The organism is Paenarthrobacter sp. CAP02 (assembly GCF_040137855.1).
Classification (GTDB): Bacteria; Actinomycetota; Actinomycetes; order Actinomycetales; family Micrococcaceae; genus Arthrobacter.
Window position 1 is genome coordinate 147,008 of record NZ_JBEEII010000008.1, and the last position, 21,992, is coordinate 168,999.

Here is a 21,992-nt window from a genome sequence, read left to right on the forward strand (position 1 = left end):
TTTTGCCCTCAAGATTCTTTCGCGTCAACCCTTTCAGGACGTGACGTTCGCGGGCTGTTCCAAGAGGCTCGTTCCCGGGTTTTATTCCGCCAGATAATGAGTATCACGGCCGCAGCAATGACCGCAGTGCCGAGCATTGCCAGGGCCACATTGTCGCTTCCGGTAGCATCCCGAAGAATGCCGTAACTGTAGGGGCTTACAAAACCGGCAATGTTACCTACGGAGTTAATCAATGCGATTCCACTCGCGGCTGCAGCACCGGTCAGATAGTGAGTGGGCAGAGACCAAAACATTGCTGTGGCCGGGAGGACGCACATCGTAGCCACGGTGATTGCCATAAGAGCAATGATCGGCTGCCCCAGGAACGCCGTGATTACGGCGAATGCACCCGAAGCAACAATCAGCGGAATGCTGACATGAGCCACTTCGGCGTCCCGCCGTGCGAAGCGCATTGCCATCAGAAACAGGACTATTGCAGCGCATGCATAGGGAATGGCTGTTACCAGGCTGACTTGAACTGCCGATAATTCCGGTCCGATTCTCTTGACCAGTTGCGGCAGCCAAAATGCCAAGGGGTAGTTTCCGAACTGGATCAAAAAGAAGATGACCGCCAGAAGGATGACCCTTCTATCACGCAGACCCGCCCAAATGCCGTGGTCTGATCGGCCCGCCGCACGCTCTTCGCCTTCCCGCGCCAGGGTCTCGATCAGCCACTGGCGTTCAGGTTCGTCGAGCCAACGCGCCTTCTGTGGAGAATCGGTCAACAGAAAGAAGCTGAGCACGCCGAGGATGACCGCCAGAAGTCCGCCGACGAAGAAGATCCATCGCCAGCCCGAAAAGCCAAGCAGTCCGTCGAAATGCTGAAGGATCTGACCGTTCAAGAGACTTCCGGTCGCCAGGGCGATGGAAACAGAGAGCATAAAGATTGACAGCATGCGGGCCCGAACGGCATTGGGAAACCAGTAGGTGAGGTAGAGGATGAATGCCGGGGAAGAATCCAGCTTCAGCGACGCCGAGGAAAAACCTCAGGACGTAGACGCCGGCTGCGCCCGTCGTGAACCCGATGAGCACGGTGATGATCCCCCAACTGATCATGATCCGCGTGATCCAGATCCGGGCTCCCACTCGATGCAGCAAGACATTACTGGGAATTTCAAACAGCACGTAGCCCAAAAAGAAAATACCGACGGCAAATCCGAATGCGGTGGCATTCATGTCGAATTCCTGACTAAGCCCTTGACTGGCGAACGAAATGCTGGTCCGGTCGAGGTATCCAATGATGTACCCCAGCATCAGTATCGGCATCAGTCGCCGGAATACTTTGCGCTTTGTTCGGATGGCAACATCGGACAGAGCGTTATCTATTTTAGTGACCAAGAATTCCTCCTATGGCGCCTCGCTGCTTGGCCTTATCGATGTGGAGCGTGATCCGCTGCACCCAAAATGCGCAAAACATGAAGCTCGCCTGCGTTCGCAATATGCGAATATCTGACTGGTTGATCAGGAGCAGATTGAATCTTGTACCCACATTCGGCGAACGTCAAGGGGATGGGCCCATTTTTCTCAGATTGGCACAGACGGTGGATCTTGCGGAACTTACCGCAATTCAGACAGATCAAAAATCGACCCTTGACGCGTGAGCCTAATCACTGCATCATTTATCCGCATTCGCAATTTACGAAGGATGTTCGCATATGTCAAACAGTTCATCAAGGACTTCCAGCACGGTTGCCACCGCACTCTTGTGTGACAGCGCCACTGTTCGACACACACCCGACAGGTGATTCCGGCTTGTCGCCCGCAAAGGCTAAAGCGACCGCACCGACGACAACACCCAGGGAAAGCACGATGACGAGAAAGACGGCGATCGCAGCCCGTACGAGCGCTCGGCGCCTGACTAGGGCCATCGCCAAAGCCGGATGCGGCATCAGTAGACGATCCGGCTAGTCGATGCATAGAAGCCGACCATTTGGCAACGATCAGGCGGGGCGCTCGCTGCCGGCGGGCAATTGGCCATGACACTGACCGGCGCTGTGTATGAATTGCTGCTACTAACCGTCTGGTCAACAACCTTGAGGCGAACCGTGCAGACATGAAGCCCCACCCACGGAGCCGGCCGTTCGCGAACTTTTACGAGCTCGCTGTCGCAGGCCATGGATTCGAGCGTTGCTACCCGGTAGGCGCCTTGGCCTGCGAGCGAAGCGAAGGACCCCGCGTTGATGCCCGTTGCCTCAAATTCCTGGACGAGTACTGCCAACGGATTTGATCCGTCAGGGAGCACGAACCACCAACCCCGAATTCGGGCGTACACATCCGAATAGGACGAACTTCGGGTGTCCCAGCTATAGATGGCCACGGCGGCCGCGGAAGCAAGCGCCCGATAATCGGCCGTGACAGGCGGAACGGACGCGGGCACCTTAGGGAGTGCAGCTGACCTCGTTGGCTTCGCTGTAGTAGTCGGGGAAATGTTCGGAAGTGCCTTTTGCGTTGAAGGCTCTACCGATGGGACACTACTCCCTTTCGTAGACGGAGACTCCCGCGGTGCGACCAGAACGAGAATGAGGGCGCCGAGGATGGCCGCCAGCGCTAAGCCAAATACCCACCGACGACTTGTTCGCCTGCGCCAAAGGGATTCCGCCATGTTTTACTCCTTGCCTGTCCATGACTCAGCTCGCCAATGAGCAACCTGACTAAACAGGCGAAGTCATGGAACTGCGAATGACTCTCCATGCCGTTTGATACAGGCGACGGGCTGTGCCGATTTGAACTGCCACATATCTATCAGTCACGTTGAACTCCTCGGCAACCGCGGCGATGGCATCCTGCCGTTCGATGCCGTGATGTTCCGGCAGAACGACTGCTTCGGCCACTCCCCGCAGCAGCGGACTCGGCAGACAACCAACGGCGTGCCGGCACAGACCGGGCATGTCGTGCACAAGTTCCGGATCTACATTCAACGCTTGGCTTATTGTCTTTGCAGTCTGCCGAACCGCGGTGACTGCATTCCAGCGGCGACGGTCTTGCGGCGACGGAGGGGCGTATCGTCGCGGCTCGGTCAGGCTGCCCACTGCGAGTCGCCATACCGGAGCTGACACAGCGGCCCGAGTCAGCCCCAGAACCATGTGCGCCCATTCTTGATCGATGATCTCCTCGGCTTCGCGGTAATCACGAGACACGACCAGCACCGCTAGCTGCTGGAGAATGTCCGAGCTCTCACCGTTGCTCGGATCTACAAGCAGGGGCAACGTCTTGTGGCCGAGTTCCTTGCGGACGTGCGCAGCACAGACATTTCCCGCTACTCCTTGCACCCACGCCCCAAATGGAACTCCAGGGATCTGCCGGTAGTTACCGCGCGCCACCCCGTCCCAGACAGCCATCCTGATGTCTTGCATGACATCGTCCACATCGCAAGAGCGGCCGATTCGAGCCAAGTGCGAGATGACGTAGCGGCGCACGCCTTCGACCGCTCCCATCATCTGGTCGACGGGTACAGTCAGGGTCGGTGTCATCGGATTCAGCAGCGAAATGTCCACCGGGGATGAGTTTGAGTTCTCTATTTCAGCGTTGCCCGCCAGGTGTTCCAGGCTCATGGCTCTCACCGCTTCGACTAACGGATTCGAATATCTTCAGCGTCACCAGATGAGGCGGCGCAACGTGGCAGTAACGACCCTGACCACAACAAAAGCTTCTAAAAATTATTGTCAAAGATAATTAAAGTATCGTCAAGACCCCAGTTCTTACTTTTTGCATGTTGTTCAGCAAGAATGGAGCCATGCCACGGATCACGCAGCCTCACGACGACGCCTGGTCGCCTGACGTTGAAGACGCCGTGGCGACGTTCGGGAACCGCTCACGGAACGAAATTCTGAGGTTTCTGACGGCAAATGGTCCTGCGTCCAGAGGGGACATCGTCGCAGCGGTCAGTGCCGGTGAGCCCAGCGTAGCCAAACACCTCATCGCACTTGAACAGGTTGGCGCCATCGAGGTCGATGTGGAGGCCGGGCGGCGTCACGGCCGCTCCCCCCGCTACTCGGCCAATCCTGCCCGCATCAAGGAGTTGCTGGACGCTCATCTTCGGTATGTCTTGGAGGAGTAGCCGCGGCACGCTCCCCGTTCGGGTGCAAGTCGATGTCTTTGTTCAGATACTCGGAGATTGCGCGAAGCGTCTCCGGCGAGACGTCCCCGAGCGTCCTAGCAGCGAATGACTTCACCCGGGCCGCCCTCAGAGACTTCACAAACTCCAACTGCGAGTCGATGCGTTCGGGAACGTCGCCTTCGACGCCGTGCAGCAAATAGGAGGGATCGACGTCGAACATCTCGCAGATAGCGCCCAGCAGCTGCGGATCACTGACCAGACGCCCTGTTCCATCCTTCATGTAGAACCACCTGGCCCTGGAGATTTTGACTCCTCGAGCTCGGAGTCCGGCCTCAATCTCCCTGAAAGTGACGGGCGAACCTCTCTCGGCTACAACGACATCGAGCAGCAGGTTCAACCGGTGGGCCAGAGCAGCTTGGGGCGACGAGGCGTCCTCGCGACTTGCCCCGTTTGATTTCATGCTCACCCCGGAATCCGAACACCACGTAATGACACTAAAAGACATGTCTTCCGATGTCAGTATTTCGCGAGAGCGCGCGTGGGGCAACGGGGAACGGGACGACTTCTTTTCATGCCTTCCGCCGAGGCGTATTCTGTTGCTGTAGACCCGTCTACAGCGAACATTCCCCAAACCAGAGCCGTGGTTTGAATGACGACATCCATCTTGATGAACCGAACACGGAGCCAGATTCTTCGCTTCCTCATCAGAAGTGGGCCATCCACCCCTGGAGTCTTGGCGTCAGGACTTCAGGCTCCTCGAGCGACGGTTCGGCGTCATCTCCTCGTCCTTGAGTCTGCTGGTTACATTCAGGCTTTGGCCGACGAGCGTTACGCCGCTCACGCCTCATTCGTCGAGTGTCAGCTAATCGACCTAGCGGCCCAGTACTCAGTGCAAATGCCTCCTACGACTGCGCTGCCGCTTGTTCAGGACTAGCGCCGGCCAGCGGGAGGCCGTGGAACCACTCCTCGACCGATCGCTCCCACTTTTCGGGGTCGACATTCCACTCCAGAGAATGGCCCTCAGCTTCAAACTCAACCAGCCTGACTAGGTCCGGCCTCAGACTGGCAGCTTTTCTCGATGCTTCGAAGGGCGTTGTGTCGTCCTGCTTTCCATGGAGCACGAGGATCGGTTTGTTCAATTCAGATGCTCGCGCGAGCCAATCCAGGGAATCGAGACATATCGGTTCACCAAGGCCTGTAACCCAACGGAGGGCCTTGGATCGAAGAATAGTGAAGCCCAGGTGTACAAGTGGCCGAGGGAGTCCTGCGGCCTTGGCGTTCGCTGCTAGGGTCGATCGCCAGTCGAAGACTGGCGCGTCAAGAACCATCCCGTCTATTAGCGAGGAATTCGGAGACAGTGCCGCTGCTTGAAGGGCTATGGCAGCGCCGAGTGACCATCCGAACAGGACAATGCGTTCAGCGCCATTGGAAATGGCGTGTTTGATGCCGGCCTCGACGTCTCGCCACTCGCCTTGGCCGAGGCTGTAGCGGCCATCGTACGACGGCGGCGCATCGCCGTCGTTGCGGAACGAGACAACGAGCGACGTCAGTCCCAGACGCCTTGCGACTGGTATGCCGCGAAGTGTCCCGGCTCTTTTACCGCCCATGCCATGGATGTGGATGGCCCATCCGCCGGATGCATTGACGCCGGCGGATGGGCCATCGAACCTCCACGCAGGGGCGGCACCATTCTCGACCGGAATCTCGACGTCTTGATAAGGCAGCCCAAGTTGCTCCGGTTTCGAGTAAACGTACCCACTCCAGATACCTGCCGTGGCTTGTTGGAGGTCCCCAGAGTCCACTCGCTCAACCGTCCGGGTGACCGTTCCGCGGTTGGGGTTTGTCGCAACGACGGAGCCTAAACATGCATGGCCATTTCCCTGGTCAAACCATAAGCTGTATCGTCCCTGCGCTCTCGTTTGTTCTGTAGCGGAAAGTTCGATTTTCAGAGATCCGCCTCCGTCAGTGTGCACGGCCCGAACGTCCAAATCCTCACGACGGCTGTACTTCGGCACAACAACTTGACGAGCGAAGTGGGCTGCACCGGCGACGCCTGCAAGCAAAGCCCCGGATGCAGCAAGAACACCAACCCTTATAGCCCTACGACTAGTTGCTGTCGACATCGTCCACCTCATGAGCCCTATTGCGTTCGTCGATCACTTGGCGGAGCTTCACCAGGGTTTCCGGAGAGATCCCCTGCAACTGACGAGCAGCGAAGTTCCGCACACGTGACTCACGCAGCGTACGAAGAAGTTCAAGCTGAGCGTCTACAAGTTTTGGTATTTCCCCGGCGTCGTCCAAGAGGTATTCACGGTCCACTCCAAAGAACTCTGCAAGGTTCCGAAGCAGCACGGGATCGGTCGCCAGCGAGCTATCCCCGCTGCGCATGTACGCCCAGCGGGAGCGGGAAAGTGGCGTTCCACGCTGACTCATATGCCGATTGATCTCGGGGTAGGTCAATGCTTCAGATCCCGCGGCCTCGTAGAGGTCAAGTAACAGGTTGAGCTTTCTAGCCAATCTGATCTGAGGCGTTTCGGACGAACTCGCATCATCCGTCATATCGCCCGCTCCCCCTCCGTCGACGAACTGGAACTTTGCGCACGAAAGGTCCAGCCAGATGATTCTCAGCAGCGCTCAGGACTTTGAGGTCGTGAATGTCCAAGGAGCTGCCCAACCCGGGCTCGACTAACAGTGCGTCCTGTACTTCAACAAGCATTCTATGGAGTCTTTGGGCCGGGTCCTGTTGACTGATCATTTCGCTGTCTCTCACGAGCCGAACGTCTTGTCGTTTCTTTGTTGTCTTTTCCCAGATTTTCGTGAGGCTGCTGACCAACTCGTCCTCGGTCACGGACTCCCTATGGCGGAGAAGTCGACGCGCAACGGGCGGTATGCCCAGACCTAGGCAAAGGAAAAACATGGCGGCAACGACCGCCGCATCATAAACAGGCGAGATCGCACGCATAGCATCCAAGCGCCCTTGCAGATGCAGAATGTCCATGACCAGCACCAGGACTACAAGGAGAACGGCAAAGACGCAGCCAAGCCCGATGCACGTGAATGCCGTACGGAAGTAGGGCCTCAACATGTCACCGCGAAACCGGAAACACGTAACACCGGTAACGACAACCACGTAGCCGATGTATACGAACTGGATGGACGAGTAGAGGGCAGCAGCCGACTGGTCACCGTAATCCACCATGAAACGAGTAGAACTGCCCTGAGTGACGATGGCGCTGAAGCTGGCTGCCAGACCCATGATCACCACGGCCAAGAGAATTAGACCAGTCCGGTCTCGCTTCCCGACTATCTCGTCCGGCGTCGCCGCCCGGATGATGGCTCTCGAAAGAAAGTAGATGCCCACGACCATAGATATGTTCGCCAACAGGTCCGCGAGGTTGCGACCGCCTAAGACAGAATCAACGCCCAAGTAGACCTGATCGATGTTGAGCGTCAGTGAGACTGAAATCGTGATCGCGGCCGTCAGCACGCTGTGATCGCGCCGTCTCCTGATTCCCGGGAGGAGACAGATGACTAGTAGCCAAATCAGAGCTGCGGCCACAATCTGGATCATTCGAAAACCCTCTCGAACGATCTTGGCTCTTTCGCACTGTTCCTGATTGCTGCTGCAAAAAGATCCGCGAGCGATTCCGCGGCGGCCTCTAAATCATCAGTGAAGCTGCTGCGAGCCAACACCCGAGACACGAGACCCGCCGAGAGATTGGGGAAGAGAACCTCAATATAGTCGGCCGGGACGACCACTTCGTCATGCCTCAGGACCATGTGCCCAAGTTCGTGGAGCACAAACTGCTGCCGGTGCAGCCCAGAAGGACTTACAGCGTGCAAAATTATCTCAACGTCGTCCGTGGAGAGCCACAAACCACAGACCGATCCACCATTCAGTGCAACGGCAGCTTCGATCTGTATGGGACGCCGCCGAACACCCTCAACCACTTCGACGAGTCGTTCCAAGTTCAGGTGAGTCGGAAGCGTCAGGGACTCAAAGGCATTCATGGCCCGCTCCGCCGGCGAATGTCCTGATGCATATGGGCTGTTGTTCATGGCATCCCCAGTGATGCATTCACGCTCAGTTCGTTGGCGGCCATACCGAGCCGCTCCGAACGCTTGCAAAACCATTGAACTACCATGCTCTGGACATGTCCAGAGCGGGAGATTGATGAAATCGAAGGGAGTATGGCCATTCGGTCGTCACTGCGGGTCTTTGCGAAGTCCTACGCGGTGGTCATCCTGCCTGACAATTTTAGCGACGAGCGACTAGGAGGCTGCGGCGGCACCAAAGAGGTCGAGTTGGCCTTCGTCGCCAGGAGATGGCGGCTGTGCTATCTCGAAGCTGAACTCCCCGTTCAGCTTGAGCAGATCCGAATCCCATGTGTAAAGAACGTCAACCTTGGCTCTAATCGCGCTAGCCAGGATGACTGCGTCACCACCCTTAAGCTGATTAGTAATGGCCAGATCTGCAGCTTGGTTGGCTATCTGCCCATCGAGCTCCACGAGAATAAATCCAGCGTTGCTGATCCAATCGCGAGCGCGGGTTACGCGCTCGTGCCGAACGTCTCGAGGCAATTGATCGCCTCGAATCCTGCCGTTTCCGGCAAGTTCGGGGATGACAAATGCGGAGAGCGTCAGCTGGTACTTTCCTTGGACGGCTGATTGAAGGACTTGCTTGCTCCGAGGCAACCATGATGGATCGTCATTTGCACCACCCGTCATAACGTTGATCAAGACACATGTGTCTATGGCTCGCCGTGGTTCAGTCCTCGTCACGCTGCTCCCTTACCCATTCCACTGAACCGCGACCATCCGTCCAATCCGTTCCCAACGCTCCAACGATCTCGTCAACAGACACCGTCCGGCGTCCGGCTTGAACAACCTCGAAGTCTTCCAATGCGAGCGATACCTTTCGACCTGTATGGTCTCGTCGCAGAGCTCCCCAAGCGAGCACTTGCTTGCCGATTGCCTCGACCACACGCGATTCCATCGCCTTTGTAAAAGTCACTTGAACGGACTTGCCCGTGTTTTGATCCACCAAGCCAAAGTTATTCTTTCCGCTACGGCTAATGAAGCGGTCAATCTTCCCCGCAACTGACCCGAGTGACTTGTTTGGTGCCTTGAGCGCACGCGCGGCATTTGCAACGATTTCTCGGTCCAACCGGATAGGGCGACCTTCGCCAAGAGTCACCTCTACACCCTCAACACCGGCGAACTTCGACAGCCTTCCAGTTTGGACGAGGGCTTCGAGCATAGAGTCGCCCCATGCAGCTGGCGTGGAACACTCGGTCTCCAAATGACGGAGGCCTTCCGTAATTTCTTGGAATGCAGTTTCCCATTCCTCCTCCGTCTTACGCGGGGGACGGATTTGGATTTGAGCGCTGCCGACTCTCAAGTCAGAGATAAACCAGTGAACGTCCGTGGAACCGTGGAGCAGGTCAAGAAGGCCACCAAGGGCGCGGTGGAGCGCGCGCACGTCGATGGCATTGGGTGCGCCGAGTATCTTGAGTCTCACCTCATCGCGCTCCAACTTGCCCCCTTTCCAATAAGCCACATGCTACTAGTGTTGCTTCCTCACAACCTCAACGAACTCTAATCGGCTCTTTTGGACTGACTCTTTTGGGCCACCCCTCCACGCCCAAGCGTCCACTGCGTCCACCAGAGCTACTGCCCTTGCGTGCACTCGTGGCTGACAGTTGAAATAAACCTTAGTCAGCATTACCCGCGCCGGGGAGTCGGACGGATCTCGGCCCATATCCCCGGGAAAGACTCCGTGCTCATCCCCGAACGCCCCCAAAGCAGCTAACTCCGAATCAACGCTATCGAGCAGTTTTACACTCACAGCGCGCTCCCGAGCGATTCGCTCCTTACTAAGTTCACGCTTAAACTTTTGGCGCTCATTCCACCAATTACCGGAAGCTGTGGCCAAAATGCCAACAACGACCCCACCAATGCCCCAGAGTTGATCCATGCGTCCCATTCTGCAACAAGGTCGGGACACCCCCTGTGCTAAAACCACTCGTTCCTACACGGTGGATGATTGGTCGTCGTCGGTGCCCTTGCGACATCGAGCGCTGAAGAGATTGATCTCGTCGTCATGCCCAGCGACTTTCTCACTCGTGGATGCGTTATCGACTCCTCGCTCTGCTGCTGAGCCACGAGGACAGCGAATAGATTGCGCTAGCTCCCGCACGACTTCCAGGCAGCCGATGCTAGGGTCTCTTTCCGCGCCGGTTGCCCCAGAACTCCTAGGACAAACTTCTCGCCAGTCATGTCCTCGCCCTAGGAACCGAGCATGAATTGGCAAGCTTGGACGAACTGTGAACGGAAAGTTATGAATCTGGAATTCTTCGAACCCGCTGAAGCCGCAGCACTCATGCGCTGCACTGAGGGATGGCTGCGGGACGGCGCTGCTGCGGGACGCTTCCCGCATGCGTGCTGGGGCAAGGGAAAGATCGTCTTTACGTCGGAGCACATTGCGGAGATAGCCAGGCTTAGTGAGATATTGCCCGTCGCCCGCCCGGCAGCAGACAGCCGCCAAGGAAACAACACCAGCACCCGTCTCATCGGCGCTAGGGCTCGCAATCGGGTGGCTTCCTAGGGACCGTCCAGCAGTAATAGCGTCAGCGCATGAACGCTGATACCGAGCGCTCCGTCGCATCCGCCCCGGCCTGCAGAGCTTCCGGCATGAGGTGCCCATAGACGCCTTCGGTAGTCCTGGTCGACGCGTGCCCCAACCGACGCGAAATCGTAAAGATCGGCACGCCATCTTGGATCAGCCAGGAAGCATGCGTGTGCCGTAGATCGTGGATCCGTGGATTCTTCCGCAAGCCGCGTTCCTGCGCGGCCTTGACCGCCGGCATCCAGTAGTGGTGCCAGTACAGCTTGTGCACGATCCGTCCACCCTTGGGCGTCGTGAACAGCAGGTCGCCACCAAGGCGGCCAGCCACCAACGGAATCAGCAGATCCACCAGTGCAGGATTCAACCCTATAGTCCTCTTGCCTGCGCCTGTCTTCGTCGGCCCAATGTAGAACTGGTTCTGCCCATCCCGCTTCCACGCTTTGTTGATCCGAGCTGTCGCCGGCTTTCCTAACAAGTCGATGTCGGCAACGGTAAGCGCCGTCGCCTCGCCAAAGCGCGTCCCGGTCATCACCAGGAAGTTCGTGAAATCCTTGTACCGCTCCCCCATGCCGTCCATGATCAATCCAAACTCCGCGTGGGTGAGAAACATCATTTCGTCCTCGGCCTTCTCCACGCTCGGCAGCTGCACGCCCCGGCAAGGATTGCGCGTGATGTAGCCGAGCATCTCTGCGGTGTTCATCGACGCCGAGATCAGACCATGCACGTTCTTGACCGTCTTCGGTGAACGCCCCTTGGCCATCATCGACTTCACCCAGTAGGCGATCATCCGGTAGTCCAGCTTGTCGACAGGCACGTGGCCGATGACCTTCTTCACATGGAGATCAAGCATCGTCTGATACGTCTTGACGGTCCCGCTCGACGGCCGGATCAGGAGGTCGATGTGCTCCTGGATTACTTCCCCAACCGTGGGTATCTTCGCCCTGCTGTCCAGAAGTGCCTGCTGGGCGATCTCAAAGGATTGACCGTTCGCATCGAGCAACCGCTTGAGCGTTTCAGCCTCATGCGCGGAGTCGACAGTGATGCCCTGCTGCTTCCGGATCTTGGGGTCGCGCCAGACCACCATGAAGGACAAAGAGCCGTCCTTTTTGACGCGTTTCCGGATACTAGCCACATAAAAATGCTAGTTCCGTGTCAACAGATTTGGGGCTTTTGTCAACAGTCAGGGGCCATATAGGCCCCTGACCTGCGACAATACAGTGCCCGAGGTGGGACTCGAACCCACACACCTTTCGATACTGCATTTTGAGTGCAGCGCGTCTGCCAATTCCGCCACTCGGGCGCGGATTACCGGGAAGTTAAATCTCGCTGACCGCTCCCATCTCTGTGAGCAACGCGATCCTTTCCCAGCACGCGAAATTACTATACATGCAGATAGGCTGATTCAAAGAACCGGGCGCGCTGATGCAACAAAAACCAGCCATCAAAGAGTCCACACTAAGATGGACATGAACCCGCCGAACCTTTCCTAGGAGATCCCGTGACCGAACAGACGGAGTCCGCACCCACGAGCCAGCCGGCCCGACGCGTTGTCGTAGCCGAGGATGAGACGCTCATCCGCTTGGACATTATCGAAATTCTGAAGGGCGAGGGGTACGACGTCGTCGGCGAGGCTGACCACGGCGAGAAGGCCGTGCAGCTGGCTGAGGAACTGAAACCGGACCTGGTCCTCATGGACGTCAAGATGCCGGTCATGGACGGCATCTCGGCTGCTGAGAAGATCGTGAAGGCCCGGATCGCTCCGGTTGTCCTGTTGACCGCCTTCAGCCAGAAGGAACTGGTGGAGCGTGCACGCGACGCCGGCGCCATGGCTTACGTTGTGAAGCCCTTTTCCCCTGCGGACCTCATCCCCGCGATTGAGATCGCGCTGAGCCGCCACGAGGAAATCAAGGCGCTTGAGAACGAGGTATCGGACCTTCAGGAGCAGTTCGCCACGCGCAAGCTTGTAGAGCGCGCCAAGAGCCTCCTGACCACCAAGATGGGCCTGACGGAGCCGGAAGCGTTCCGCTGGATCCAGAAGACCTCCATGGACCGTCGCCTCAGCATGCGTGAGGTTGCCGAGACCATCATCAACCAGGTCAACTAGCGCCACACCAGCAGCAAAACAACGACGTCGGCCGCTCACCTCACGCGAGGTGCGCGGCCGCCGTCGTACCCGCCAAAAGCAAAACAAAAACGGGCCCCACCAAGAGGTGGGGCCCGCTTTCACGACTAAGGGCTATGCCTTGGTCTTGGACTTCTTTTCAGGCCATGGGCCAACGGGCTCCTTGCGGGCACCGTCGTCGGTCTTGGAGGTGTCGGCAAGGTCGCCTACCTTGTGGACCTTCAGGGAGTTGGTGGAACCGGCCTGCCCGGGAGGGGAACCGGCGGCGATGACAACCAGGTCGCCTTCGTCCACCAGGTCCATTTCCAGCAGGCTCTTGTCTACCTGTGCGGTCATTTCGTCGGTGTGGCCCACTGATGGGACCAGCACCGGCTGGATGCCCCAGGTGAGGGCGAGCTGGTTCCAGACGTGCTCCACCGGGGTGAAAGCGAAAACCGGCTTGACCGGGCGTAGGCGCGAGAGGCGGCGTGCCGAGTCACCGGACTGGGTGAAAGTACAGATGTACTTTGCGTCCAGCTGGTCGGCGATTTCGACGGCGGCACGGGTGATGGCGCCACCGCGGGTCTTGGGCTTGGTGCCCAGCGGGGGGACGCGCTCGAGGCCGTGAACTTCGGTCGATTCGATGATCCGAGCCATCGTCTTGACGGTTTCGATCGGGTACTGGCCCACGGAGGTCTCGCCGGAGAGCATGACTGCGTCGGCGCCGTCGAGCACTGCGTTGGCGCAGTCGGAAGCCTCGGCGCGCGTCGGGCGCGGGTTGTCGATCATGGATTCGAGGACCTGGGTGGCCACGATGACCGGCTTGGCCCAACGGCGTGCCAGTTCAATGGCGCGCTTCTGGACGATCGGCACCTCTTCGAGCGGCAGTTCGACGCCGAGGTCGCCACGGGCAACCATGATGGCGTCGAAGGCGTCGATGATTTCGTGGAGCTGGTCCACGGCCTGCGGCTTTTCGATCTTGGCGATCACCGGCACGCGGCGGCCTTCTTCGTCCATGATCTCGTGGACGCGGGTGATGTCGGAAGCATCGCGCACGAACGAGAGTGCGATCAGGTCCGCGCCCCGCTTGAGGGCCCAACGGAGGTCGTCTTCGTCCTTTTCGCTCAGCGCGGGGACGTTGACTGCAACACCAGGCAGGTTGATGCCCTTGTTGTTGGACACCTTGCCACCGACGGTGACAACGGCGACGACCTTGACGTCGTCCACCTCAACGGCGCGCATTGCTACCTTGCCGTCGTCGATCAGCAGGGCGTCGCCGACGTTGACGTCTTCGGTAAGGCTCTTGAGCGTGGTGGAGCAGATGTCCTTGGTTCCCGGGACGTCTTCGGTGGTGATGGTGAACGTGTCGCCGACAGCCAGTTCGTGGGGGCCGTCAACAAAGCGACCCAGACGGATCTTGGGTCCCTGGAGGTCGGCCATGATGGCCACAGGCTTACCCAGCTGGGCCGCGGCCTTGCGGACGTTCTCGTAGGTGTTGTCGTGGACGGAGTAGTCGCCGTGGCTCATGTTCATACGGGCAACGTCGACGCCGGCCTCCAGCACCGCGAGGGTGTTGTCGAAGCTGGAGATAGCCGGGCCGAAAGTTGCCACAATTTTCGCGCGTCTCATATACCTACCCTAAGTAGTTCGTGCTGATTGAGTAAAAGAACATTCCTGTCGGCGCTATAAGACCGCGATCGCACGGTCGGTGGGGGCGACCGGTGCCGGGAGAATAGTGCTTCCCATCAGGAATTTGTCCACTGCGGCCGCGCATGCACGGCCTTCCGCAATGGCCCACACAATCAGTGACTGGCCACGTCCGGCATCGCCGGCGACGAACACACCTTCGGTGTTCGTCATGTAGTAGCCGTCGCGGGCAACGTTGCCCCGACCGTCGAACTCTGCGCTGACCTGTTCTGTGATCCCTGCCGGCTCAGCACCGGTAAAGCCAAGGCTCAAGAACACAAGATCAGCAGGAATAACCCGCTCAGTACCGGCCTTGGGCAGGCGTTTGCCGTCCACGAACTCGGTTTCAGCAACCTTGACGCCGGTGAGTTTGCCGTTTTCTCCGACAAATTCAACGGTGGATGCAAGGTAAGTACGTTCGCCGCCCTCTTCGTGGGCGCTGGCGACCTCGAACAGGGTGGGGAATGTTGGCCAAGGCTGGTGGCTGGCACGTTCCGACGGCGGCTGCTTGCCGATCGCGAGCGTGGTCACCGATGCCGCCTGGTGGCGGTGGGCGGTACCGATGCAGTCGGCACCAGTGTCGCCACCACCGAGGATCACCACGTGCTTGCCGCGTGCGTCAATGTGGTTCTCGGGGGTCTCCCCCGCAACCGCACGGTTCGACGGGACGAGGTAGTCCATGGCGAAGTGCACGCCGTCAAGGTCGCGGCCGGGGATGGGAAGATCCCGAGGAACGGTCGCGCCGGTCGCAACAACCACCGCGTCGTAACGGCGGCGCAACTGCTCCCAGGTGACGTCGGTGCCAACTGCGACTCCGGTACGGAAACGGGTTCCCTCTGCCTTCATCTGCTCCAGGCGGCGGTCAACCTGTTCCTTCTCCATCTTGAAGTCGGGGATGCCGTAGCGGAGCAGGCCACCGATTTTGTCATCGCGCTCATAGACGGCAACCGTGTGGCCCACGCGGGTCAGCTGCTGTGCGACTGCCAGGCCGGCCGGACCCGAGCCAACCACGGCAACCGTCTTGCCGGTAAGGCGCGTCGGCGGAAGGGGCTGGACCCAGTCGTTCTCGAAGGCCTGGTCGATGATCGAAACCTCAACCTGCTTGATGGTGACGGCGGGCTGGTTGATCCCCAGCACGCACGAGGCCTCGCAGGGCGCCGGACACAGGCGGCCGGTGAACTCCGGGAAGTTGTTCGTGGCGTGGAGGCGCTCAATCGCTTCTTCACCCTTGTCACGCCACACGAGGTCGTTCCACTCCGGAATGAGGTTACCCAAAGGGCAGCCCTGGTGGCAGAACGGAACGCCGCAATCCATGCAACGGCCGGCCTGGCTCTTCAGGACACCCTTTTCCTGGGCCTCGTACACTTCTTTCCAGTCCATGATGCGGACGGGAACGGGACGGCGTGGCTGCGTCTCGCGCTGCCGGACTTTCAGAAATCCGCGTGGATCAGCCACCGGTTACCTCCAGGATTCGGGACCATACTTCTTCGCCATCGGGGTCAAGACCCTCTTCAATGGCGTCGAGACGGGTCTGCAGGACTGCGGCGTAGTCGCGCGGCAGTACTTTGGTGATGCGGGCGGCGGTGTCGTCGAAGTTCTCGAGCAGACGGCCGGCCAGGACGGATTCGGTTTCCTCGACGTGCTTGGTGAGCAGGCCGTGGACAATGTCGCGGTCCTCGGCGTCGAGCTCCAGGAGCTGGAGCTCGCCGGTGTCGAGGGCCAGCTTGTTGACGCGCTCAGGCTGGAGGTCCAGCACATAAGCGGTACCACCGGACATGCCGGCACCGAAGTTACGGCCGGTGCGGCCGATGATCAGCGTCTGGCCACCGGTCATGTACTCGCAACCGTGGTCGCCAATTCCCTCGACGACGGCGGTCGCGCCGGAGTTGCGGACCAGGAAGCGTTCGCCCACCTGGCCACGGAGGAACATTTCGCCGCTGGTGGCACCGTAACCAATGACGTTGCCGGCAATGACGTTGCGCTCAGCCTGGAACACGTTGGTGCGGTCCGGACGGACGATGATGCGTCCACCCGAAAGGCCCTTGCCAACGTAGTCATTGGAATCGCCGAACATGCGCAGCGTGATTCCGGCAGGCAGGAATGCGCCGAGGGACTGGCCCGCGGTGCCGTTGAGCGTGATGTCGATCGTGTCGGTTGCCAGCACATCGACGCCGAAGGTCTTGGTCACTACGTGGCCGAGCATCGTACCCACGGAACGGTCCGTGTTGATGACGTCCAAGGTGATCTTGACAGGCATGCGGTCGCTGAGCGCTTCCTGGGCCATGGTGATCAGGCGCTGGTCAAAGTGCTTGTCCAGCTCATGGTTCTGGCCGGTCATGTTGCGCAGCGGCACGTCGTCGTCGAACTCAAGGCCGTGCAGGATCGGATCCAGGTCCAGCCCTTCGGCCTTCCAGTGGTTGATCGCTTCACGGGTGTCCAGTACCTCGGCGTGGCCGATTGCCTCTTCAAGGCTGCGGAAACCAAGCTCGGCGAGGATTTCGCGGACTTCTTCTGCGAGGAACTCGAAGAAGTTGACTACGAACTCGGGCTTGCCGTTGAACCTGGAGCGAAGCTCGGGGTTCTGCGTGGCAACGCCCACCGGGCAGGTATCCAGGTGGCAAACGCGCATCATGATGCAGCCCGAAACCACCAGCGGTGCGGTTGCGAAGCCGTACTCTTCGCCACCCAGAAGGGCAGCAATGACGACGTCGCGCCCGGTCTTGAGCTGGCCATCGACCTGGACCACTACGCGATCACGGAGACCGTTGAGCATGAGGGTCTGCTGGGTCTCGGCCAGGCCGAGTTCCCACGGCACACCCGCGTGCTTGAGCGAGTTCAGCGGCGAGGCGCCGGTACCGCCGTCGTGACCTGAAACAAGCACGACGTCGGCCTTCGCCTTGGTGACGCCGGACGCCACAGTGCCGATCCCGACTTCCGAAACAAGCTTGACGTGCACCCGTGCCGAGGGATTCGCGCGCTTGGCATCGTAGATGAGCTGCGCGAGGTCTTCGATCGAGTAGATGTCGTGGTGCGGGGGCGGGGAAATGAGCCCCACGCCGGGAGTGGAGTGACGGGTCCGGGCTACCCAGGGGTAGACTTTCTGCGCCATCAACTGGCCACCTTCGCCGGGCTTGGCGCCCTGGGCCATCTTGATCTGGATGTCCTCGGCGTTGGTCAGGTAGAGGCTGGTCACGCCGAAGCGGCCCGAAGCGATCTGCTTGATGGCAGAGCGGCGCTCCGGATCCAGCAGGCGGTCAACGTCCTCGCCACCTTCACCGGTGTTGGACTTTCCGCCGAGCCGGTTCATGGCGATGGCCAGGGTCTCGTGCGCTTCCTTGGAGATGGAGCCGTAGCTCATGGCCCCGGTGGAGAAACGCTTGACGATGCTGGAGACCGGCTCGACTTCTTCGAGTGGGACCGCCGGACGGACGCCGTCCTTGAACTTGAGGAGCCCGCGAAGGGTCATCAGGTTTTCGGACTGGTCATCGATGCCCTTGGTGTAGGACTTGAAGATGTCGTAGCGGCGTTCGCGGGTAGCGTGCTGCAGGCGGAACACCGTCTCCGGGTTGAAGAGGTGCGGTTCGCCGTCGCGGCGCCACTGGTACTCGCCGCCACCGAGCAGCGGCTGGTGCGGGTGCTCGATGCCGCCCTCCGGGTACGCCATCTGGTGGCGGGCCGAAACCTCTGCGGCGATGACGTCCAGTCCCACGCCACCCAGCTGGGAGTGGGTGCCGGAGAAGAACTCATCCACCAGTTCCTGGGACAAGCCCAGAGCCTCAAAGGTTTGTGCACCCGTGTAGGACGCCACCGTGGAGATGCCCATCTTGGACATGATCTTCAGGACGCCCTTGCCGAGGCCCTTGATGAGGTTGTAGACACCGTCTTCGGGCGTGACACCTGTGACGTCGCCGTTGGCGATCAGTTGTTCGACTGATTCCATGGCCAGGTACGGGTTGACAGCCGAAGCACCGTAACCGATCAATACGGCCACATGGTGCGTCTCGCGGACGTCGCCGGCCTCAACCACGAGGGCGGTCTTGGTGCGGTTGGCACTGCGAAGCAGGTGGTGGTGGACTGCGCTGACCAGGAGCAACGACGGAATCGGTGCCCACTGGGCGTTCGAGTCACGGTCCGAGAGAACCACATACTGCACGCCGCGGTTGATCGCGCCGGAAACCTGCTCGCAGATTTCGGTCAGGCGGGCACGCAGGGCCGCCTCCCCACCCTCGGGGCGGTACAGGCCACGGACCTTCATGGCGATGCGGTCGCCTTCGGGGCTCTCGATATTGGCGATCTTGGCGAGCTGGTCGTTGTTGATGACCGGGAACGGCAGTGAAATCTGCGGCTGGCGGACCTGCTTGCCATCCAACAGGTTGCCGTTCGGGCCGATGGCGCACTTCAGCGACGTCACCAGCTCTTCGCGGATGGCATCCAACGGCGGGTTGGTTACCTGCGCAAAGGACTGCACGAAGTAGTCGAACAGCAGGCGCGGACGCTTGGAGAGGACGGCAACGGGGGTGTCTGAACCCATGGCACCGAGGGGCTCTGCACCTGTCCTGGACATCGGTCCAAGCAGGATCTTCAGCTCTTCGGTGGTGTAGCCGAACGTGCGCTGGCGGATGTTCACCGACGCAGCAGTGTGGAGCACGTGCTCGCGCTCGGGAAGCTCGTTGATATCGATCAGGTTGTCCTTGAGCCACTCGGCCCACGGATTGGCTGCGGCAACCTCGGCCTTGACCTCGGCGTCGTCGATGATGCGGCCGGCTTCGGTGTCCACCAGGAACATCTTGCCGGGAGCAACGCGGCCCTTCTTGACCACGTTGGAAGGCTCAACCTCGATGACGCCAACCTCGGAAGCGAAGATGACCAAGCCATCTTCAGTGATCCAGTAACGTCCCGGGCGCAGCCCGTTGCGGTCCAGGGTGGCGCCGACCAGGCTGCCGTCGGTGAACGACACAGCTGCCGGGCCGTCCCACGGCTCCATGAGCAGGGAGTGGTACTCGTAGAAAGCACGGCGGGCCGGATCCATGGTGGCGTGGTTCTCCCAGGCCTCCGGGATCATCATCATGATCGAGTGCGTGATGGGGCGGCCGGAGAGCCAGAGGAGCTCAGCCACTTCGTCGAAGGAGGCCGAGTCCGAGGCACCCGGGGTGCAGATCGGGTACAACTCTTCGGGCACGGAGCCCAGGAGGGGGCTGGCCAGCTGCGACTGGCGGGCACGCATCCAGTTGCGGTTGCCCTTGACCGTGTTGATTTCGCCGTTGTGGGCGATGGTGCGGAACGGCTGCGCCAAAGGCCACGAAGGGAACGTGTTGGTGGAGAAGCGCGAGTGCACGATCGCAAGCTTGGTCTTGAAGCGCTTGTCCGAAAGGTCCGGATAGAAGGGCTCGAGCTGCGCGGTGGTGAGCATGCCCTTGTAAACGATGGTGCGCGAGGACAGTGAGGGGAAGTAGACGCCGAACTTGTTCTGCGCCCGCTTACGGATACGCCAGGCACGGGAGTCCAGCTCATTGTGATCGAGCTGTTCACCGTTGGCCGAGGCGAAGAACGGCTGTGAGAAGTACGGCATGCACGCACGAGCCATGGCACCGACGAGGTCGGCTACCACGGGAACCTCGCGCCAGCCGAGAACCGTCAGGCCCTCGTCAGCGGCAAGTGCTTCGATTCCGGCCTTAGCGTTGTCGGCTTCGCGTGATTCAGCGGGGAGGAAAGCGGTGCCCACCACGTATTGGCCTGGGGCGGGCAGCTCGAATTCTGCAACTGCCCGGAAGAACTCGTCCGGGACCTGCATGAGCAGTCCGGCGCCGTCTCCGGTGCCTTCATCGGCGCCAACAGCGCCGCGGTGTTCGAGATTGCGGAGGGCGGTCAGTGCCGCTTCCACGATGTCGTATCCCGGTTCCCCGCGGAGCGTGGCAATAATTGCCAGGCCGCAGGCGTCCTTCTCCTTGTCAGGCTTGTAAAGACCCTGGGCCTCCGGGAGCGCAGCAAAGCGCTTGAACGGAGACATGGCACCCTGAGGTTCGATATTTTCGGACCAACCGGGGTTATGAAGATGGGTCATGGGAGACGTCCTTCCTCGAGATCGTGCGTATGGAAGGGACAACGTTGGCCCCACCTTGCCTACCCTGTGACGGGCATAACAAAGCGCTAGTACTTGGAATTGTAGGCCAGCCGATCAAGCGCAACGAACAGTTACGCAGACCACTGGCCCCGGCTTGACCAGCGAACATCGGTATGCTGCGGTCCGGTTTCCGGGGTGCCACGACGCTGTGGACTGGGCCCTACGAGCGGTGACTCTGTTGCCCCTGTACCGACGGCGACTACTTGGTGTCGTCTGCCTTCGGCGAGGATCCGGGGGCCTTCCTTACGGCAGTTGCGGCAGGTGTCGCATCCGCGGCGGATGTGGTGTCCTTGGCGGCGCGCCCTGCAGCATCCTGCGGCTCGTCAACGTGGCCCGGATCGCTTTGGTTATCACGGAGATTATCACGCGAACCAGTATCTGAGACAGATGCGTCCACATCATGACTGGTGACGCTCGTCACCGCGTCCGGTTCCTTTTCGACGCTTTTTTCCGGCTCCCGGCCCTTCAAATACGGCGAGTCCGGCACCGGACGACCCAGACGTCCGAGGGCGACGAAGATCAGCAGCGCTGCGATGAAGACAAAAATACTGGTCCAGACATTGAGCCTGGTAGTAATACCGAAGAGGGTGATCTGTTCGGCATCGTCAATCCGGAGGGCTTCGATCCACACCCGGCCGAGGGTGTAGTAGACGGCGTAAAGCCAGAACAGGCGGCCCCAGCGGAACTGGAACTTCTTGTCGAGGAGCAGCAGAATGCCGACGCCGGCGAGGTTCCACAGCAGTTCGTAGAGGAATGTTGGGTGGAACAGGGTGTCCGCAGGCATGCCGGCCGGGAAGTTGGCGTTGGCGGGATCAATCTGGAGACCCCACGGGAGCGTGGTCGGGGCCCCGAAGAGCTCCTGGTTGAACCAGTTGCCCAGGCGGCCGATGGCCTGGGCCAGGAGTAGACCGGGAGCTGCAGCGTCCAGGAAGGCCGTGAGTTTCACCCCGGCGCGACGGCAGCCGATCCAGGCACCCACAACACCGAGAATCACGGCACCCCAGATCCCCAAACCGCCCCGTTGGATCTGCGGAATCAAGGAAAGGTCGCCAGTGCCGTCAAAACCAGGGCCGAAGTACGCATCCGGCGACGAGAACACATGGTAGAGGCGGCCACCGATGATACCGAAGGGAATCGCCCAGATGGCAATATCCCACAGGCTTCCCTCCGGAGCACCCCGCCGCTTCCAGCGCGCCGACGTCAGCCAGAGGCCAACGATGATGCCCGCAAGGATGCACAGGGCGTACGCGTGGATACGCAGCGTCCCCCACGGCAGCGGAATGTCGAAACCCGACCACGAAGGGCTCGGGATACTCAGGGGGACCATTGCCGCTGCGTGGAGGACGGTCTGCATTCGGTT

The 21,992-nt window shown here is 60.0% G+C and carries 19 protein-coding genes, 1 tRNA gene and 1 pseudogene; 4 read left to right on the forward strand and 17 right to left on the reverse strand.

Annotation, left to right across the window (positions count from 1 at the left end; all coding sequences use genetic code 11):
• Nucleotides 1–8: 8 nt before the first annotated feature.
• The 4 genes and pseudogenes from ABHM97_RS15080 to ABHM97_RS15095 form a co-directional block, all read right to left on the reverse strand.
• Complete coding sequence (locus tag ABHM97_RS15080; protein WP_502921299.1) at nucleotides 9–1,007, reverse strand: MFS transporter; 999 nt, start codon at nucleotides 1,005–1,007, stop codon at nucleotides 9–11.
• A gap of 7 nt (nucleotides 1,008–1,014) precedes the next feature.
• Nucleotides 1,015–1,305: pseudogene (locus ABHM97_RS21525) on the reverse strand (MFS transporter); the annotation flags it as partial.
• Nucleotides 1,306–1,927: 622 nt separating this feature from the next.
• Nucleotides 1,928–2,416, reverse strand: coding sequence for a hypothetical protein (locus ABHM97_RS15090; RefSeq protein ID WP_349471351.1), 489 nt, complete (start codon nucleotides 2,414–2,416; stop codon nucleotides 1,928–1,930).
• A gap of 274 nt (nucleotides 2,417–2,690) precedes the next feature.
• Complete coding sequence (locus ABHM97_RS15095) at nucleotides 2,691–3,590, reverse strand: sigma factor (protein WP_349471352.1); 900 nt, start codon at nucleotides 3,588–3,590, stop codon at nucleotides 2,691–2,693.
• A 182-nt stretch (nucleotides 3,591–3,772) separates the two neighbouring features.
• Between ABHM97_RS15095 and ABHM97_RS15100 the strand changes: the two genes are divergently transcribed.
• Entirely contained in the window at nucleotides 3,773–4,096 is a 324-nt protein-coding gene (locus tag ABHM97_RS15100) for an ArsR/SmtB family transcription factor (protein ID WP_091466822.1), read from the forward strand.
• Here the strand turns inward: ABHM97_RS15100 and ABHM97_RS15105 are convergent.
• Nucleotides 4,050–4,556 (reverse strand): hypothetical protein, encoded by a 507-nt coding sequence (locus tag ABHM97_RS15105; RefSeq protein WP_349471405.1) that lies wholly within the window; start codon nucleotides 4,554–4,556, stop codon nucleotides 4,050–4,052. The two genes, ABHM97_RS15100 and ABHM97_RS15105, sit on opposite strands and share 47 nt — an antisense overlap.
• A gap of 207 nt (nucleotides 4,557–4,763) precedes the next feature.
• Here ABHM97_RS15105 and ABHM97_RS21530 point away from each other — a divergent pair, with 207 nt between their 5' ends.
• Nucleotides 4,764–5,030, forward strand: a complete 267-nt coding sequence (locus tag ABHM97_RS21530; protein ID WP_502921296.1) for a winged helix-turn-helix domain-containing protein — start codon at nucleotides 4,764–4,766, stop codon at nucleotides 5,028–5,030.
• Here ABHM97_RS21530 and ABHM97_RS15110 read toward each other — a convergent pair.
• From ABHM97_RS15110 to ABHM97_RS15135, 6 genes are all read right to left on the reverse strand, one after another.
• Nucleotides 4,999–6,219, reverse strand: coding sequence for an alpha/beta fold hydrolase (locus ABHM97_RS15110; protein ID WP_349471353.1), 1,221 nt, complete (start codon nucleotides 6,217–6,219; stop codon nucleotides 4,999–5,001). The genes ABHM97_RS21530 and ABHM97_RS15110 overlap by 32 nt on opposite strands.
• Complete coding sequence (locus ABHM97_RS15115) at nucleotides 6,203–6,655, reverse strand: hypothetical protein (RefSeq protein WP_349471354.1); 453 nt, start codon at nucleotides 6,653–6,655, stop codon at nucleotides 6,203–6,205. Before ABHM97_RS15115 ends, ABHM97_RS15110 begins: the two co-directional genes overlap by 17 nt.
• Nucleotides 6,645–7,667 (reverse strand): MAB_1171c family putative transporter, encoded by a 1,023-nt coding sequence (locus ABHM97_RS15120; protein WP_349471355.1) that lies wholly within the window; start codon nucleotides 7,665–7,667, stop codon nucleotides 6,645–6,647. Before ABHM97_RS15120 ends, ABHM97_RS15115 begins: the two co-directional genes overlap by 11 nt.
• Nucleotides 7,664–8,155 (reverse strand): hypothetical protein, encoded by a 492-nt coding sequence (locus ABHM97_RS15125; RefSeq protein ID WP_349471356.1) that lies wholly within the window; start codon nucleotides 8,153–8,155, stop codon nucleotides 7,664–7,666. The genes ABHM97_RS15120 and ABHM97_RS15125 overlap by 4 nt, the downstream gene beginning before the upstream one ends.
• A gap of 213 nt (nucleotides 8,156–8,368) precedes the next feature.
• Nucleotides 8,369–8,878: a type II toxin-antitoxin system VapC family toxin gene (locus tag ABHM97_RS15130; protein ID WP_349471357.1), complete on the reverse strand. Its 510-nt coding sequence runs from the start codon at nucleotides 8,876–8,878 to the stop codon at nucleotides 8,369–8,371.
• Nucleotides 8,865–9,632 carry a hypothetical protein gene (locus ABHM97_RS15135; RefSeq protein ID WP_349471358.1) on the reverse strand — a complete coding sequence of 256 codons (768 nt, stop codon included), beginning with the start codon at nucleotides 9,630–9,632 and terminating at the stop codon, nucleotides 8,865–8,867. Before ABHM97_RS15135 ends, ABHM97_RS15130 begins: the two co-directional genes overlap by 14 nt.
• An 804-nt stretch (nucleotides 9,633–10,436) precedes the next feature.
• Here ABHM97_RS15135 and ABHM97_RS15140 point away from each other — a divergent pair.
• Nucleotides 10,437–10,703, forward strand: a complete 267-nt coding sequence (locus ABHM97_RS15140) for a hypothetical protein (protein WP_349471359.1) — start codon at nucleotides 10,437–10,439, stop codon at nucleotides 10,701–10,703.
• A 22-nt stretch (nucleotides 10,704–10,725) separates the two neighbouring features.
• On the opposite strand, the gene ABHM97_RS15145 is transcribed toward ABHM97_RS15140, so the two are convergent.
• Complete coding sequence (locus ABHM97_RS15145; RefSeq protein ID WP_349471406.1) at nucleotides 10,726–11,808, reverse strand: tyrosine-type recombinase/integrase; 1,083 nt, start codon at nucleotides 11,806–11,808, stop codon at nucleotides 10,726–10,728.
• A gap of 134 nt (nucleotides 11,809–11,942) precedes the next feature.
• Nucleotides 11,943–12,024, reverse strand: a tRNA-Leu gene (locus ABHM97_RS15150).
• Between the two features lie 198 nt (nucleotides 12,025–12,222).
• Between ABHM97_RS15150 and ABHM97_RS15155 the strand changes: the two genes are divergently transcribed.
• Nucleotides 12,223–12,828, forward strand: coding sequence for an ANTAR domain-containing response regulator (locus tag ABHM97_RS15155; protein ID WP_349471360.1), 606 nt, complete (start codon nucleotides 12,223–12,225; stop codon nucleotides 12,826–12,828).
• Between the two features lie 132 nt (nucleotides 12,829–12,960).
• Here ABHM97_RS15155 and pyk read toward each other — a convergent pair whose 3' ends face one another.
• The 4 genes from pyk to lgt form a co-directional block, all read right to left on the reverse strand.
• Complete coding sequence (gene pyk / locus ABHM97_RS15160) at nucleotides 12,961–14,454, reverse strand: pyruvate kinase (RefSeq protein WP_235520543.1); 1,494 nt, start codon at nucleotides 14,452–14,454, stop codon at nucleotides 12,961–12,963.
• Nucleotides 14,455–14,508: 54 nt separating this feature from the next.
• Complete coding sequence (locus ABHM97_RS15165; protein ID WP_257368327.1) at nucleotides 14,509–15,966, reverse strand: glutamate synthase subunit beta; 1,458 nt, start codon at nucleotides 15,964–15,966, stop codon at nucleotides 14,509–14,511.
• Nucleotides 15,959–20,572, reverse strand: coding sequence for a glutamate synthase large subunit (gene gltB / locus ABHM97_RS15170; protein ID WP_349471361.1), 4,614 nt, complete (start codon nucleotides 20,570–20,572; stop codon nucleotides 15,959–15,961). The genes ABHM97_RS15165 and gltB overlap by 8 nt, the downstream gene beginning before the upstream one ends.
• A 259-nt stretch (nucleotides 20,573–20,831) precedes the next feature.
• Nucleotides 20,832–21,986 carry a prolipoprotein diacylglyceryl transferase gene (lgt, locus tag ABHM97_RS15175; protein WP_349471362.1) on the reverse strand — a complete coding sequence of 385 codons (1,155 nt, stop codon included), beginning with the start codon at nucleotides 21,984–21,986 and terminating at the stop codon, nucleotides 20,832–20,834.
• Between the last annotated feature and the right edge of the window lie 6 nt (nucleotides 21,987–21,992).